The sequence below is a fragment of the Pseudomonas sp. Irchel 3F6 genome (assembly GCF_900187595.1).
GTDB classification, from domain to species: Bacteria; Pseudomonadota; Gammaproteobacteria; order Pseudomonadales; family Pseudomonadaceae; genus Aquipseudomonas; species Aquipseudomonas siliginis.
Map to the genome: position 1 here is coordinate 20,429 of NZ_FYDP01000007.1, position 15,234 is coordinate 35,662.

At 60.6% G+C, this 15,234-nt stretch carries 11 protein-coding genes; all 11 read left to right on the plus strand.

Going from position 1 to position 15,234, the window contains the following annotated elements; all coding sequences use genetic code 11:
- The first annotated feature begins 196 nt into the window (after positions 1–196).
- The 11 genes from dksA to acs all read left to right on the plus strand — a co-directional run bounded on the left by dksA (position 197) and on the right by acs (position 15,233).
- A complete protein-coding gene (dksA, locus tag CKW30_RS21155) occupies positions 197–640 on the plus strand; it encodes an RNA polymerase-binding protein DksA (protein ID WP_041477831.1) in 444 nt (147 codons plus the stop codon).
- Between the two features lie 209 nt (positions 641–849).
- Positions 850–1,743, plus strand: coding sequence for a tRNA glutamyl-Q(34) synthetase GluQRS (gene gluQRS, locus CKW30_RS21160; protein ID WP_095181824.1), 894 nt, complete (start codon positions 850–852; stop codon positions 1,741–1,743).
- 77 nt (positions 1,744–1,820) lie between these two features.
- The gene (locus tag CKW30_RS21165) at positions 1,821–1,997 is read left to right on the plus strand and encodes a hypothetical protein (protein WP_003176118.1); all 177 of its coding nucleotides are present in this window, start codon (positions 1,821–1,823) and stop codon (positions 1,995–1,997) included.
- Entirely contained in the window at positions 1,981–4,935 is a 2,955-nt protein-coding gene (locus CKW30_RS21170; protein ID WP_177434228.1) for a sensor histidine kinase, read from the plus strand. The genes CKW30_RS21165 and CKW30_RS21170 overlap by 17 nt, the downstream gene beginning before the upstream one ends.
- Before the next feature lie 22 nt (positions 4,936–4,957).
- On the plus strand, positions 4,958–6,394 hold the full coding sequence (locus tag CKW30_RS21175; RefSeq protein ID WP_095181826.1) for a sigma-54 dependent transcriptional regulator: 1,437 nt from the start codon (positions 4,958–4,960) through the stop codon (positions 6,392–6,394).
- 733 nt (positions 6,395–7,127) lie between these two features.
- A complete protein-coding gene (locus CKW30_RS21180; RefSeq protein WP_177434229.1) occupies positions 7,128–8,528 on the plus strand; it encodes a polynucleotide adenylyltransferase PcnB in 1,401 nt (466 codons plus the stop codon).
- A gap of 3 nt (positions 8,529–8,531) precedes the next feature.
- Positions 8,532–9,017: a 2-amino-4-hydroxy-6-hydroxymethyldihydropteridine diphosphokinase gene (folK, locus tag CKW30_RS21185; RefSeq protein WP_095181828.1), complete on the plus strand. Its 486-nt coding sequence runs from the start codon at positions 8,532–8,534 to the stop codon at positions 9,015–9,017.
- Between the two features lie 397 nt (positions 9,018–9,414).
- Positions 9,415–10,215 (plus strand): 3-methyl-2-oxobutanoate hydroxymethyltransferase, encoded by an 801-nt coding sequence (panB, locus tag CKW30_RS21190; RefSeq protein ID WP_041477826.1) that lies wholly within the window; start codon positions 9,415–9,417, stop codon positions 10,213–10,215.
- Positions 10,212–11,072 (plus strand): pantoate--beta-alanine ligase, encoded by an 861-nt coding sequence (gene panC, locus CKW30_RS21195; protein WP_095181829.1) that lies wholly within the window; start codon positions 10,212–10,214, stop codon positions 11,070–11,072. The genes panB and panC overlap by 4 nt, the downstream gene beginning before the upstream one ends.
- A 357-nt stretch (positions 11,073–11,429) precedes the next feature.
- The gene (gene pgi / locus CKW30_RS21200) at positions 11,430–13,094 is read left to right on the plus strand and encodes a glucose-6-phosphate isomerase (RefSeq protein ID WP_016773160.1); all 1,665 of its coding nucleotides are present in this window, start codon (positions 11,430–11,432) and stop codon (positions 13,092–13,094) included.
- Positions 13,095–13,295: 201 nt separating this feature from the next.
- Entirely contained in the window at positions 13,296–15,233 is a 1,938-nt protein-coding gene (acs, locus tag CKW30_RS21205; protein WP_095181830.1) for an acetate--CoA ligase, read from the plus strand.
- Position 15,234 lies beyond the last annotated feature (1 nt).

Sequence of the window (15,234 nt, forward strand, 5' to 3'; positions counted from 1 at the left end):
ATTGAACAGGTCTCCCTTCCCACAGACACGGCTTGTCAGACATCTGCAAGCGCCACCCGCCGGGGGCTCGACATCCGGGAGTAGCGCAGGCTGATTTGATCTGGTAAGTTCGCCCGCTTGCAGCCGCAGGGCCGGCAGGTGTCGGTGATGGAGCAATCCTGCGCAATGGATTACAAGAGTAGAGGCGGTCCATTTCATGCCCACCCAAGCAAAGCAACAGCAGCAAACGTCGATCAGCGGCTTCGAACCTTACGTTCAGAAGGCGGGTGAAGAGTACATGGGCGCTCCGATGCGCGCGCACTTCACCAAGATCCTGAACAAGTGGAAACTGGACTTGATGCAGGAAGTCGACCGTACGGTTGATCACATGAAAGACGAAGCGGCCAACTTCCCTGACCCGGCCGACCGTGCCAGCCAGGAAGAAGAGTTCTCCCTCGAACTGCGCGCCCGCGACCGCGAGCGCAAGCTGATCAAAAAAATCGACAAGACCCTGCAGTTGATCGAAGACGAAGAGTACGGCTGGTGCGAGTCCTGCGGCATCGAGATTGGCGTCAAGCGCCTCGAAGCCCGTCCGACCGCGGATCTGTGCATCGACTGCAAGACCCTGGCGGAAATCAAGGAAAAGCAGGTCGGCAAGTAATCTCGGCCTGAACGAAAAACGGAGCGTGTGAACGCTCCGTTTTTGTTTCTGTGTTTTGCCCGCGGAACCTGCGTCTGCCTCTGTGGGAGCGAGCCTGCTCGCGAAAGCGTCCTCTCAGATAACTCTTTCATGACTGACACAGCTTTCGCGAGCAGGCTCGCTCCCACAGAGGTAACCTGCTCAAATTCTGAATAGCCTTTATCGCCTCCATGACTGCCAAATCCCCCGCCTACATCGGCCGCTTCGCCCCTACCCCCAGTGGCCACCTGCACTTCGGTTCGCTGGTCGCTGCGTTGGCGTCTTACCTCGACGCCCGCTCCGTCGGTGGGCGCTGGCTGGTGCGCATGGAAGATCTCGATCCGCCGCGCGAAGAGCCCGGTGCGCAAGCGGCGATTCTCAAGGCGCTGGAAAGCTACGGTTTCGAATGGGACGGCGAAATGGTCCGCCAGAGCGATCGGCACGCTGCCTACGCCGAAGTGCTCAACAGCCTGTTCAACCATGGCCTTGCCTACGCCTGCACCTGCTCGCGCAAACAACTGGAGCCCTATCACGGGATTTATCCGGGGTTTTGCCGCAATGCCGGGCATGATCAGCACGACGCCGCGATCCGCCTGCGCGTGCCGGAGCTGGAATACCACTTCATCGATCGCGTGCAGGGCGAATACCGTCAGCACCTGGGCCGCGACGTCGGCGACTTCGTCATTCGTCGGCGCGATGGTCTCTACGCTTATCAATTGGCGGTGGTGCTCGACGACGCCTGGCAAGGCATTACCGATATTGTGCGCGGCGCCGATCTGCTCGATTCGACGCCGCGTCAGCTGTACCTGCAAGAACTGCTCGGCCTGAAACAGCCGCGCTATCTGCACCTGCCACTGATCACCCAGCCGGATGGCAACAAACTCGGCAAGTCCTACCGTTCGCCGCCGCTCGAAGCCGATCAGGCCACGCCGTTGCTGCTGCGGGCCTTGCGTGCATTGGGACAGAATCCCGGCACCGAACTGGCACACGCTTCGCCGCGCGAACTGCTGGCCTGGGGCAGCGCGCACTGGGATGCCGAAGAGATCCCGCGCACACTGACCCTGCCCGAAGCGCAACTGCAATGACGACACTTGCAGTCGCGCGCCCATCCGTTACCATCGCCGCACGTTTTCGGGCACGCGCATAAAAAAGAGAGGCCGGGATGTACATCTATCGCTTGGTCCTGCTTTTGGTCGTCGGGATCTACCTGTTCTCCCCCGCCATCATGGATTGGTGGATCGACGCGACGGGCGCCTGGTATCGCCCTTATCTGCTCTGGCTGATCCTGATTGTCGTGACCTTCATCCTGCAGAGCCAAAAAGATGCCGATGAGCTTTAGCCTGACCCAGATGATCCTGATCAGCGCCGCGTACCTGGCGGCGCTGTTCGGCGTTGCCTGGGTCAGCGAACGGGGCATGATCCCGCGCGCGATCATTCGCCACCCGTTGACCTACACCCTGTCGCTGGGGGTTTACGCCAGTGCCTGGGCGTTCTACGGCACGGTGGGCCTGGCCTATCAATACGGTTACGGCTTTCTGTCCAGTTATCTCGGCGTGTCCGGTGCATTCCTGCTGGCGCCGGTGCTGCTCTATCCGATCCTGAAGATCACCCGCACCTATCAACTGTCGTCGCTGGCCGATCTGTTTGCCTTCCGCTTTCGCAGCACTTGGGCCGGCGCGCTGACCACGATTTTCATGCTGATTGGCGTGTTGCCATTGCTTGCCCTGCAGATTCAGGCAGTGGCCGACTCGATCGGCATCCTCACCGGCGAACGTGTGCAGAGCCGCGTGGCGCTGGCGTTCTGTGCGCTGATCATTCTGTTCACGATTTTCTTCGGTTCCCGGCACATCGCCACGCGCGAGAAACATGAAGGGCTGGTGTTCGCGATTGCTTTCGAATCGATCATCAAACTGATCGCCCTCGGCGGCGTTGGCCTGTATGCGCTGTATGGCGTATTCGACGGCCCGCAACAGCTCGAACTGTGGCTGCTGCAAAACCAGACCGCCCTCGCCGCCCTGCACACGCCGTTGCAGGAAGGCCCGTGGCGCACACTGTTGCTGGTGTTCTTCGCCTCGGCGATCGTGATGCCGCACATGTATCACATGACCTTTACGGAAAACCTCAACCCGCGCTCGCTGGTCAGCGCCAGTTGGGGCCTGCCGCTGTTTCTGCTGCTGATGAGTCTTGCCGTACCGCTGATTCTCTGGGCAGGCCTGAAACTCGGCGCCACCACCGACCCGGAATATTTCACCCTCGGCATCGGCATTGCGGCCAACAGCAAACCGCTGGCCTTGCTCGCCTACGTCGGTGGCCTGTCCGCCGCCAGTGGCCTGATCATCGTCACCACCCTGGCCTTGTCGGGCATGGCGCTGAACCATCTGGTGCTGCCGCTCTATCAGCCGCCGGCCGAAGGCAACATCTACCGCTGGCTGAAATGGACCCGTCGGGCGCTGATCGTGGCGATCATCATGGCCGGTTTCGGTTTCTACCTGATGCTCGGCGTCGAACAGGATCTGGCCAACCTCGGCATCGTCGCGTTCGTTGCGACCCTGCAATTTCTGCCCGGGGTGTTGTCGGTGCTGTACTGGCCGACCGCCAACCGCCGCGGTTTCATTGCCGGTCTGCTGGCGGGGATCACGGTCTGGGTGGTGACCATGCTGCTGCCGCTGGTCGGCAATCTGCAGGGTTTCTATATCCCGCTGCTGAACATGATCTACGTGCTCGACGACACCAGTTGGCACATGGCGGCCATCGCCTCGCTGGCCGCCAACGTGTTGATGTTCACCCTGATCTCGCTGTTCACCAACGCCAGCCCGGAAGAAGCCAGCGCCGCCGAAGCCTGCGCCGTGGACAACGTGCGCCGCCCGCAACGCCGCGAACTGCACGCCGCTTCGCCGCAGGAGTTCGCCACGCAACTGGCCAAGCCGCTGGGTGCCAAGGCCGCGCAGAAGGAGGTCGAGCAAGCGCTGCGCGACTTGTATCTGCCCTTCGATGAACGCCGGCCGTATGCCTTGCGCCGGTTGCGCGACCGCATCGAGGCCAACCTGTCCGGCCTGATGGGTCCGAGCGTTGCGCAGGACATGGTGGAAACCTTCCTGCCCTACAAGGCTGGCGGCGAAAACTACGTCACCGAAGACATTCACTTCATTGAAAGCCGTCTCGAGGATTACCACTCGCGCCTCACCGGCCTGGCCGCCGAACTCGACGCCCTGCGCCGCTACCACCGCCAGACCTTGCAGGAACTGCCGATGGGCGTCTGCTCGCTGGCCAAGGATCAGGAGATCCTGATGTGGAACAAGGCCATGGAAGAGCTGACCGGCATCGCTGCGCAGCGAGTGGTCGGTTCGCGTCTGAGTACCATCGCCAACCCGTGGAAAGAGCTGCTGCAAGGCTTCATCAACCTGCCCGACGAGCATTTGCACAAACAGCATCTGGCCCTCGATGGTCAGACCCGCTGGCTGAATCTGCACAAAGCGGCAATCGACGAGCCGTTGGCCCCGGGTAACAGTGGCCTGGTGTTACTGGTCGAGGATTTGACCGAAACGCAGATGCTCGAAGATAAACTGGTGCATTCCGAACGGCTGGCCAGCATCGGTCGACTCGCAGCGGGTGTGGCCCACGAAATCGGCAACCCGATCACCGGCATCGCCTGCCTGGCGCAGAACCTGCGCGAAGAGCGCGAAGACGACGGCGAGCTGACGGAAATCAGCTGGCAGATTCTCGAGCAGACCAAACGCGTCTCGCGCATCGTCCAGTCGCTGATGAGCTTCGCCCATGCCGGCAGTCATCAGCACAACGACGAACCGGTGTGTCTGGCCGAAGTCGCGCAGGATGCCATCGGCCTGCTGGCGCTGAACCGGCGCAATTTCGAAGTGCAGTTCTACAACCTGTGCGATCCCGATCATTGGGTCGAAGGCGACCCGCAACGGCTCGCCCAGGTGCTGATCAATCTGCTCTCCAACGCCCGCGACGCCTCGCCGCCGCACAGTGCGGTACGGGTCAAGAGCGAAGCCGGCGAACACACGGTCGATCTGATCGTCGAAGACGAAGGCAGCGGTATTCCGTCGAGCATCATGGACCGATTGTTCGAACCTTTCTTCACCACCAAGGATCCGGGTGAAGGCACCGGTCTGGGCCTTGCACTGGTCTATTCCATCGTTGAAGAGCATTATGGACAAATCACCATCGACAGCCCGGCTGATGTACAAAGCCAACGCGGCACCCGTATCCGGGTGACCTTACCGCGTCATGTCGAAGCGACGTCCGCTGTGAACTGAGACCGTCGAGAGTATCGAATCAATGCCGCACATTTTGATCGTCGAAGACGAAACCATTATCCGCTCCGCCTTGCGCCGCCTGCTGGAACGCAACCAGTACCAGGTCAGCGAAGCCGGATCAGTGCAGGAAGCACAAGAACGCTTCACCATTCCTACGTTCGATCTGATCGTCAGCGACCTGCGCCTGCCGGGCGCTCCGGGCACCGAGCTGATCAAGCTCGGCCAGGGCACACCGGTGCTGATCATGACCAGTTACGCCAGCCTGCGCTCGGCGGTCGACTCGATGAAAATGGGCGCGGTCGATTACATCGCCAAGCCGTTCGACCACGATGAAATGCTCCAGGCGGTTGCGCGGATCCTGCGTGATCGTCAGTCGGCGCCAGCTGCCGGCGAAGCCACGGCGAGCAAGCCTGCCGCCGGCAATGGCAAAGCCGCTGTGGATAACAGCAATGGCGAAATCGGCATCATCGGCTCCTGCCCGCCGATGCAGGACCTGTACAGCAAGATCCGCAAAGTCGCGCCAACCGATTCCAACGTATTGATTCAGGGTGAGTCCGGCACCGGTAAAGAACTGGTGGCCCGCGCCCTGCACAATCTGTCGAAACGCGCCAAGGCGCCGATGATTTCGGTGAACTGCGCGGCGATTCCGGAAAGCCTGATCGAGTCCGAACTGTTCGGCCACGAGAAAGGCGCGTTCACCGGCGCCAGCGCCGGTCGCGCCGGTCTGGTCGAAGCGGCGGACGGCGGCACCTTGTTTCTCGATGAGATCGGCGAACTGCCCCTCGAAGCCCAGGCTCGCTTGCTGCGGGTTCTGCAGGAGGGCGAGATCCGCCGCGTAGGTTCGGTGCAGTCGCAGAAAGTCGATGTGCGCCTGATCGCTGCAACGCACCGAGATCTGAAGAGCCTGGCGAAAATCGGCCAGTTCCGTGAAGACCTTTATTACCGTCTGCACGTGATTGCCCTGAAGCTGCCGCCGCTGCGCGAGCGTGGCGCCGACGTCAACGAAATCGCCAATGCCTTCCTCGCTCGCCAGAGCGCGCGGATCAATCGCACCGACCTGAAATTCGCTGCCGACGCTGATCAGGCGATCCGGCACTATTCGTGGCCCGGTAACGTGCGTGAGCTGGAGAACGCTGTCGAGCGCGCGGTGATTCTCAGCGAAAGCCCGGAGATTTCGGCCGACCTGCTGGGCATCGACATCGAGCTGAGCGATCTGGAAGACGACGAGTTCATCGGTCTGCCGCCGCAAACCGGCGGTAACGCCAGCAACAGCAGCCATGAGCCGACCGAGGATCTGTCGCTGGAAGACTATTTCCAGCACTTCGTCCTCGAGCATCAGGACCACATGACCGAGACCGAACTGGCACGCAAACTGGGCGTCAGCCGCAAATGCCTGTGGGAACGCCGCCAGCGTCTGGGCATTCCACGACGCAAGACCGGGGTCGCCAGCGAAAGCTGAGCGTTACCCACCGCGTGCGCGGGTAACGCATGACAATGTGAAAAAACTGTTACCGCAGTCGATTCACGTAACAGAAGCCGGGGTTATCGGTAACGAAACCCCGGCTTTTTTTCGCCCCTGCAAAACGGTTATATCGACCTAACCCCTTGTTTTACTGGGCTTGGCAAAAGTTGGCACGCACCCTGCTATATGTTTGGTACAAGAACAATAACAAGCAATGCACAAGACAATAAAAATAAGACGAATCGACTCACGCACAATAAAAACAAGACGGCGAGAGGCGCAGCTAACTGATTCTTTTGGAGAGGCGTTGTATTTGGGGCTTGCCCCACGACCAGGCCGAGAACAACAAAAACTGTCCTAAGACAGAGCCTGTACTGGTTGGATCGACAGATCACTGCAATTCAGCGACCAAAGCAATCCGTTTGCTCTTGGCTCCCGATTGGGAGGGTCACGAAGGAAACGCTTCGTGGCGAGGGCACTCAACAAAAACAAGAAGCCCGAATCAATAATAAAAAGAGCACGCAACTACTTCTTGGGGAGCTTCGGCTCCCCTTGTAGTTTCTCCCCTCCGTGAAATTCCCCCGTTTTCCTCGCTGGACCCTTGTAGCTTGGGGCTTGCAGCTCATATCTGCCGCGTCCTACACCATCCCCCGACTAAATGCTAGAATCTGCGCCCATCATGCGGTCATTCTTTTGGTATGGCCGAACATTCCTTCAAACAGTGCATCCCATGCTGAAGAAGCTGTTCCAGTCATTCCGAACTCCCGTGCGTCGTACGCAACACATCCGCAGCACCCCTGAAGTGCTCAACAGCGGCCAACATTCGCTGCAGAAAACGCAGTTCAGCCGCTATGCGGTGAATATCGTCGAACGCCTGCAAGGTGCCGGTTACCAGGCTTATCTGGTCGGTGGTTGCGTGCGTGACATGCTGTTGGGCATCACGCCCAAGGATTTCGACGTCGCCACCAGCGCCACCCCCGAGCAGGTCCGTGCCGAATTCCGCAATGCGCGGATCATCGGTCGCCGGTTCAAACTGGTGCACATCCATTTCGGTCGCGAAATCATTGAAGTCGCGACCTTCCGCGCCAATCACCCGGTCAACGAAGACGAGGAAGACAGCAACCAGTCTTCGCGCAACGAGAGCGGGCGGATTCTGCGCGACAACGTCTACGGCACCCTGGAAGAAGACGCGCAACGCCGCGACTTCACCATCAATGCTCTGTATTACGATCCGGTCAGCGAGCGCATTCTCGATTACGCCAATGGCGTGCACGACATTCGCAATCACCTGATCCGTCTGATCGGCGACCCGAAGCAGCGTTACCAGGAAGATCCGGTGCGCATGCTGCGGGCCGTGCGTTTTGCCGCCAAGCTCAACTTCGGCATCGAGAAGCACACCGTGCAGCCGATCCGTGAGCTGGCGCCGATGCTGCGCGAGATTCCTTCGGCGCGGCTGTTCGAAGAAGTGCTCAAGCTGTTCCTCTCCGGGCACGGCGCGATCACCTTTGAAATGCTGGTCGATCTGCAACTGTTCGCCCCGCTGTTCCCGGCCAGTGCCGAAGCGCTGGAATACAATCCGGAATACACCCACACCTTGATCAGCGAAGCGCTGACCAACACCGACCTGCGCATCAAGCAGAACAAACCGGTGACCCCGGCGTTCCTGTTTGCCGCCCTGCTCTGGCCGGCACTGCCGGCCCGCGTGTTGCGTCTGCAGGAACGTGGCATGCCGCCGATTCCGGCGATGCAGGAAGCCGCTCACGAGCTGATTGCCGAACAGTGCCAGCGCATCGCGATTCCGAAGCGCTTCACCATGCCGATCCGCGAAATCTGGGACATGCAGGAACGCCTGCCACGGCGCAGTGGCAAACGCGCCGATCTGTTGCTGGACAACCCGCGCTTCCGCGCCGGCTACGATTTCCTCCTGCTGCGTGAAAGCGCCGGCGAGGAGACCGATGGCCTCGGCGAATGGTGGACCGATTATCAGGACGCCAACGACAGCGAGCGTCGCGACATGATCCGCGACCTCAGCGGCAAGGGTGACGATACCAGCGGCGCGCCACGCAAACGTCGCCGCAGCGGCGGTTCCAAGCGCAAGCGCGCCGGCGCCTCGAGCGCGACGGGCGAGTAAGCGATGGAACGCATCTACATTGGTCTGGGCAGCAACCTCGCTGACCCGGCCGACCAGTTGCGCAGCGCCATCGCGGCGCTGGGGCAATTGCCGCAGACGAGTCTTGCCGGCGTTTCAGCCTTTTATCAAAGCGATTCACTGTTGCCGGGCCAGCCGCGCTACACCAACGCAGTCGCCGCCCTCGACAGCTCGCTCGCACCGATCGAGTTGCTCGACGCCTTGCAGGCGATCGAAAACGCTCAGGGCCGCGAACGTCTGGAACGCTGGGGGCCACGCACCCTGGATCTGGATATTCTGCTGTTCGGCGATCGCCTGATCGACGAGCCACGGCTGAAAGTCCCGCATTACCAGATTCAGGAGCGGGCGTTCGTTCTCTATCCCCTCGCTGAACTGGCACCGCAGGATCTGCGTCTCGCCGATGGCCGCACGCTGACAGACCTGCTGGCCGCCTGCCCGTTTGTCGGCCTTGAACGTATCTCCCACGCCTGACACAAATCCCCTGTAGGAGCTGTCGAGTGAAACGAGGCTGCGATCTTTTGATCTTTCAAATCAAGATCAAAAGATCGCAGCGTTCCGCAGCTCCTACAAAATGCAGCGTTCAACATTCAGTTTTTGTCAGACAAAAATCCTTCGAATCAGGCCCGCCAAGCCGCTGAATCGCATCAGTAACGCCGGTAACACCGCCCGCGTAACAAGGCGGTAACACACGCAATTGACTTCCTGTTGGCTCATCACGACTATAGGCGTCCCGCTGCCGCCAACCCGGCATGAACGGGCGCAATCCAGGCCTTTCAAAGCACGACACAAGACCGTGCGCCTGAGTAGATGAAGAATCACGCGCGTGACTCGCAGCAGTTTCCAGAGCGCCTGAACGAGGATTTTTTACATGCCAGCCATCACCCTGACCACGCTCCAGAGCCTCAAGCAGAAAGGTGAAAAAATCACCATGCTGACCTGCTATGACGCGACCTTCGCCCATGCCTGCAATGAGGCCGGTGTCGAAGTGCTGCTGGTCGGCGACTCCCTGGGCATGGTCCTGCAGGGGCACGACAGCACCCTGCCAGTGACCACGGCGGAAATGGCCTATCACGTCGCCAGCGTCAAGCGTGGCAATGGCGATGCCCTGATCCTCGCCGACCTGCCGTTCATGGCCAACGCCACCCTCGAACAGACCATGAACAACAGCGCCATGCTGATGCAGGCCGGTGCGCACATGGTCAAGGTCGAAGGTCAGCTGTGGCTGGCGGAGTCGATCCGTCTGCTCGCCGAACGTGGAGTGCCGGTGTGCGCGCACATGGGCCTGACGCCGCAAGCAGTGAACATTCTCGGTGGCTATAAAGTGCAGGGCCGCAATGAGAACCAGGCGCGGCAGATGCGTGCCGATGCGATCGCGCTGGAGCAGGCCGGTGCGGCCATGCTGTTGCTCGAGTGCGTGCCGAGCGAACTGGCAGCAGAAATCAGCCAGGCCGTGGGCATTCCGGTGATCGGTATCGGTGCCGGCAACGCCACCGACGGCCAGGTGCTGGTATTGCACGACATGCTCGGCCTGTCGATCACCGGCCGCGTACCCAAATTCGTCAAGAACTTCATGCAAGGTCAGGACAGCATCCAGGCCGCGCTGAAGGCTTACGTCAGTGAAGTCAAAGCCACCACGTTTCCCGGCATCGAACACGGATTCTCTGCATGAACACCGTCAAAACCGTACGCGAACTGCGTGCCGCCGTCGCTCGCGCGCGCAGTGAAGGCAAGCGCATCGGCTTCGTGCCGACCATGGGCAACCTGCACAGCGGCCACGTCGCATTGATCACCAAGGCTACGCAGCGAGTCGATTTCGTCGTCGCGAGTATTTTCGTCAACCCGCTGCAGTTCGGCGCCGGCGAAGACCTCGACAAATACCCGCGCACCCTCGCCGCCGATCAGGAAAAGCTCCTCGAAGCCGGTTGCGACCTGCTGTTCGCGCCGACGGTTGAAGAGATGTACCCGGACGGCATGGCCGGCCAAACCAGGGTCAGCGTGCCGCAATTGTCCGAAGGCCTGTGTGGTGCCAGCCGTCCGGGGCACTTCGAAGGTGTGGCGACCGTAGTCAGCAAGCTGTTCAACATGGTCCAACCGGACCTGGCGATCTTCGGCCAGAAGGATTACCAGCAACTGGCGGTGATCCGCGCACTGGTGCATGACCTGAACATGCCGATCCAGATCATCGGCGAGCCAACCGTACGTGCTGCGGACGGTCTAGCGCTGTCGTCGCGCAACGGCTTCCTCAGTGAAGACCAGCGCGCCGTGGCGCCGGTGGTGTATCGCGTGCTGAGCAGCATTGCGGAAGCGATCAAGCAAGGTGAGCGTGATTACCCGGCGCTGATCGCTGCGCAGTTGCAGGTGCTGGAATCAGCGGGGCTGCGTCCGGATTATCTGGAAATCCGTCATGGCCTGACCTTGCGTCCGGCGACGGCGGAGGATCGCGATCTGGTGATTCTTGCGGCGGCGTTCCTCGGCACTACGCGGTTGATCGACAACCTGCACCTGAATCTCGATAGCCCGATTTAAGCAGTAACAAAACTTCCTGTGGGAGCGAGCCTGCTCGCGAAAGCGGTGTATCAGCGACTTATAAGTTGCCTGACACGCCGCCTTCGTGAGCAGGCTCGCTCCCACATGTATTTCCGGTGCATGCCGGTGGGCGAAAGTCTTCCGGGCACCTCCGTTTGTCGGCCAGATTCCTCTGCGGATGTTAAAAAAGTACAGGGATCTGGTCAGACAAAGTCAAGACAGAACGCAGCGCGAGGTTTACTGTATTCGCCCTGTGTCCAGATCTCGTGTCGACGCAGTTGATCCCATGCGCTAAAACCCGTGGTTGATCTGTACCGTGTTCAAAAGGCCGTTCAAGTAAAAAGGAAAACCGCAGCGATGGCGTACTACCGCACTCCTCACGACGTTACCGCTCTGCCCGCCTGGCAAGCGTTGAAAGACCACCGCCAAGCCATGCAGGATTTCAGCATGCGCGAAGCCTTCAACGCCGATCCGCAGCGTTTCAATCAGTTCACCCTCAGTAGCTGCGGTCTGTTTCTCGATTATTCGAAGAATTTGATCAACGCCGAGACCCGCAACCTGCTCGTGGGCCTGGCCAATGAAGTCGATCTGAAGGGCGCGATCAAAGCGCTGTTCGACGGCGAAATCGTCAATGCCTCCGAAGGCCGCCCGGCACTGCACACCGCCCTGCGCCGCCCGGTCGGCGACAAATTGTCGGTCAACGGCGTCAACGTGATGCCGGAAGTGCACAAGGTGCTGAACCAGATCACCGATCTGGTTGGCCGAATTCATGATGGCTTGTGGCGCGGTTACACCGAGAAGCCGATCACCGACGTGGTCAACATCGGTATCGGTGGTTCGTTCCTCGGTCCTGAGCTGGTGTCCGAAGCACTGCTGTCCTACGCGCAGAAAGGCGTACGTTGCCACTATCTGGCAAACATCGACGGCAGCGAATTCCATGAGCTGACGCAGAAACTGCGCGCCGAGACCACGCTGTTCATCGTTTCGTCGAAGTCGTTCAACACCCTCGAAACCCTGAAGAACGCGCAGGCCGCACGCGCCTGGTACCTGGCGCAGGGCGGTTCCGAAGCCGAGCTGTATCGCCACTTCATCGCTGTGTCGAGCAACAACGCCGCCGCTGTGGCTTTCGGGATTCGCGAAGAAAACATCTTTCCGATGTGGGACTGGGTCGGCGGGCGTTACTCGCTGTGGTCGGCCATCGGTTTGCCGATCGCACTGGCCATCGGCATGTCCAACTTCAAGGAACTGCTGTCCGGTGCCTACACCATGGACCAGCATTTCCAGACCGCGCCGTTCGAACAGAACATGCCGGTGCTGCTGGCCCTGCTCGGCGTCTGGTACGGCAACTTCTGGGGTGCGCAAAGCCACGCGATCCTGCCGTACGACCACTACCTGCGCAACATCACCAAGCACTTGCAACAGCTGGACATGGAGTCCAACGGCAAGAGCGTGCGTCAGGACGGCACCTCGGTGTCGACCGATACCGGCCCGGTGATCTGGGGCGGCGTCGGCTGCAACGGTCAGCACGCTTATCACCAGTTGCTGCACCAGGGCACCCAACTGATCCCGGCCGACTTCATCGTGCCGATCGTCAGCTTCAACCCGGTTTCCGACCATCACCAGTGGCTGTACGCCAACTGCCTGTCGCAGAGCCAGGCGCTGATGCTCGGCAAGACCCTGCCGGAAGCCGAAGCCGAACTGCGCGACAAAGGCATGGGCGAAGACGACGTGCGCAAACTGGCGCCGCACAAGGTGATCCCGGGCAATCGCCCGAGCAACACCTTGGTGGTGGAACGCATCAGCCCGCGTCGCCTTGGCGCCCTGGTGGCGATGTATGAGCACAAAGTGTTCGTGCAAAGCGTGGTCTGGGGCATCAACGCCTTCGACCAGTGGGGTGTGGAACTGGGCAAGGAATTGGGCAAAGGCGTCTACAACCGCCTGGTCGGCAGCGACGAGACCGTGGCTGACGATGCCTCGACTCAAGGCCTGATCAACTACTTCCGCGGGCGCCATCGCGGCTGATAAAAGCCTTCGGGCACAACGCTGTTCCCCTGTGGGAGCGAGCCTTCTCGCGAAAGCGGTTCTTCATTCAACACCTTCGTTGACTGACATTCCGCCTTCGCGAGCAGGCTCGCTCCCGCAGTTGTTTTGGCGCATGACTTGAACCTGTGCAGCGCTCGGCGCATCTTTATTCGTGTCGCACCACAAGAATAAGGAACCGTCATGTTCGATATCAGCACGTTCCCCAAAGCCGATGCCGTGCGCCAGGCCGCTCAGTTGAGCCAGGACGAGTATCGGCGCCTGTACCGCGAATCGATTGAACACCCCAGCGCCTTCTGGGCCGAGCAGGCCACGCGCTTCCTCGATTGGAGCACGCCGTGGCAGACCGTTCAGCGCTATGACCTGAAGACCGGTGAAGCGGCCTGGTTTGCCGGCGGCAAGCTCAACGTCAGCTACAACTGCATCGACCGTCACCTCAAGCAACGCGGCGAACAGACCGCCCTGCTCTGGGAAGGCGACGATCCTGCCGAATCGGCGCAGATCACTTACAACAAACTCCATCACCACGTCTGCCGTTTGGCCAACGTGCTGAAAAGCCGTGGCGTGAAGAAAGGCGACAGGGTGTGCATCTACATGCCGATGATCCCCGAAGCCGCCTACGCCATGCTCGCCTGCGCGCGAATCGGCGCGATTCATTCGGTGGTGTTCGGCGGATTTTCCCCGGATTCCCTGCGTGATCGAATTCTCGACGCCGACTGCCGTACCGTGATCACCGCCGATGAGGGCGTACGTGGCGGCCGCTTCGTGCCACTGAAAAACAACGTCGACAAAGCCCTGCAAAGCTGCCCGAACGTCAGCACCGTGGTGGTCGTCGAGCGCACTCAGGGCCAAGTCGATTGGGTCGAAGGCCGTGACCTTTGGTATCACCAGGCCGTGCGCGAGGTCAGCGATGACTGCCCGCCGGAACCGATGGACGCCGAAGATCCGCTGTTCATCCTCTACACCTCCGGCAGCACCGGCAAACCCAAAGGCGTGCTGCACACTACCGGCGGCTATCTGCTGCAAGCGGCGATGACCTTCAAATATGTGCTCGACTACCGCGACGGCGAAGTGTTCTGGTGCACCGCCGACGTCGGCTGGGTCACCGGCCACAGTTACATCGTCTACGGGCCGCTGGCCAACGGTGCTACCACACTGATGTTCGAAGGCGTGCCGAGCTACCCGAGCAGTTCGCGCTTCTGGCAGGTCATCGACAAGCACAAGGTCAACATTTTCTACACAGCACCCACCGCCCTGCGCGCGCTGATGCGCGAAGGCGCCGGACCATTGAAGGAAACTTCGCGCGCCAGCCTCAGATTGCTCGGCAGCGTCGGTGAGCCGATCAACCCGGAAGCGTGGGAATGGTATTTCAATGCCGTCGGTGAACAGCGCTGCCCGATCGTCGACACCTGGTGGCAGACCGAAACCGGCGGCATCATGCTCAGCCCGCTGGTCAGCGCGCAACGGATCAAACCGGGGTGCGCGACGCAACCGATGTTCGGCGTGCAACCGGTATTGCTTGACGAAGCCGGCAAGGAAATCAAAGGCGCCGGCAGCGGCGTGCTGGCGATCAAATCCAGCTGGCCGGCGCAGATTCGCAGCGTCTACGGCGATCCGCTGCGGATGATCGACACCTACTTCAAGCCCTATCCCGGCTATTACTTCACCGGCGACGGCGCCCGCCGTGACGAGGACGGCGATTACTGGATCACCGGACGCATCGACGACGTGATCAACGTTTCCGGCCACCGCATCGGCACCGCCGAAGTGGAAAGCGCCCTGGTGCTGCACGACAGCATCGCCGAAGCCGCCGTGGTCGGTTATCCCCACGACGTCAAAGGCCAGGGCATCTACGCATTCGTGACGCCAATGAACGGCACCGAGGCCAACGAAGAGCTGAAGAAAGACCTGCTGGCGCATGTCAGCAAGGAAATCGGCAGCTTCGCCAAACCGGACCTGATCCAGTGGGCGCCGGCATTGCCCAAGACCCGTTCGGGCAAGATCATGCGGCGGATTTTGCGCAAGATTGCCTGCAATGAGCTCGACAGTCTGGGCGATACTTCGACTCTGGCTGATCCAAGTGTGGTGCAGGACCTCGTTGATAAACGGCTCAATACTTGAG

Excerpts from the sequence above, each read along its gene's own strand:
- dksA (WP_041477831.1), top strand. The coding sequence starts at position 197 with ATGCCCACCCAAGCAAAGCAACAGCAGCAAACGTCGATCAGCGGCTTC.
- gluQRS (WP_095181824.1), top strand. The coding sequence starts at position 850 with ATGACTGCCAAATCCCCCGCCTACATCGGCCGCTTCGCCCCTACCCCC.
- CKW30_RS21165 (WP_003176118.1), top strand. The coding sequence starts at position 1,821 with ATGTACATCTATCGCTTGGTCCTGCTTTTGGTCGTCGGGATCTACCTG.
- CKW30_RS21170 (WP_177434228.1), top strand. The coding sequence starts at position 1,981 with ATGCCGATGAGCTTTAGCCTGACCCAGATGATCCTGATCAGCGCCGCG.
- CKW30_RS21175 (WP_095181826.1), top strand. The coding sequence starts at position 4,958 with ATGCCGCACATTTTGATCGTCGAAGACGAAACCATTATCCGCTCCGCC.
- CKW30_RS21180 (WP_177434229.1), top strand. The coding sequence starts at position 7,128 with ATGCTGAAGAAGCTGTTCCAGTCATTCCGAACTCCCGTGCGTCGTACG.
- folK (WP_095181828.1), top strand. The coding sequence starts at position 8,532 with ATGGAACGCATCTACATTGGTCTGGGCAGCAACCTCGCTGACCCGGCC.
- panB (WP_041477826.1), top strand. The coding sequence starts at position 9,415 with ATGCCAGCCATCACCCTGACCACGCTCCAGAGCCTCAAGCAGAAAGGT.
- panC (WP_095181829.1), top strand. The coding sequence starts at position 10,212 with ATGAACACCGTCAAAACCGTACGCGAACTGCGTGCCGCCGTCGCTCGC.
- pgi (WP_016773160.1), top strand. The coding sequence starts at position 11,430 with ATGGCGTACTACCGCACTCCTCACGACGTTACCGCTCTGCCCGCCTGG.
- acs (WP_095181830.1), top strand. The coding sequence starts at position 13,296 with ATGTTCGATATCAGCACGTTCCCCAAAGCCGATGCCGTGCGCCAGGCC.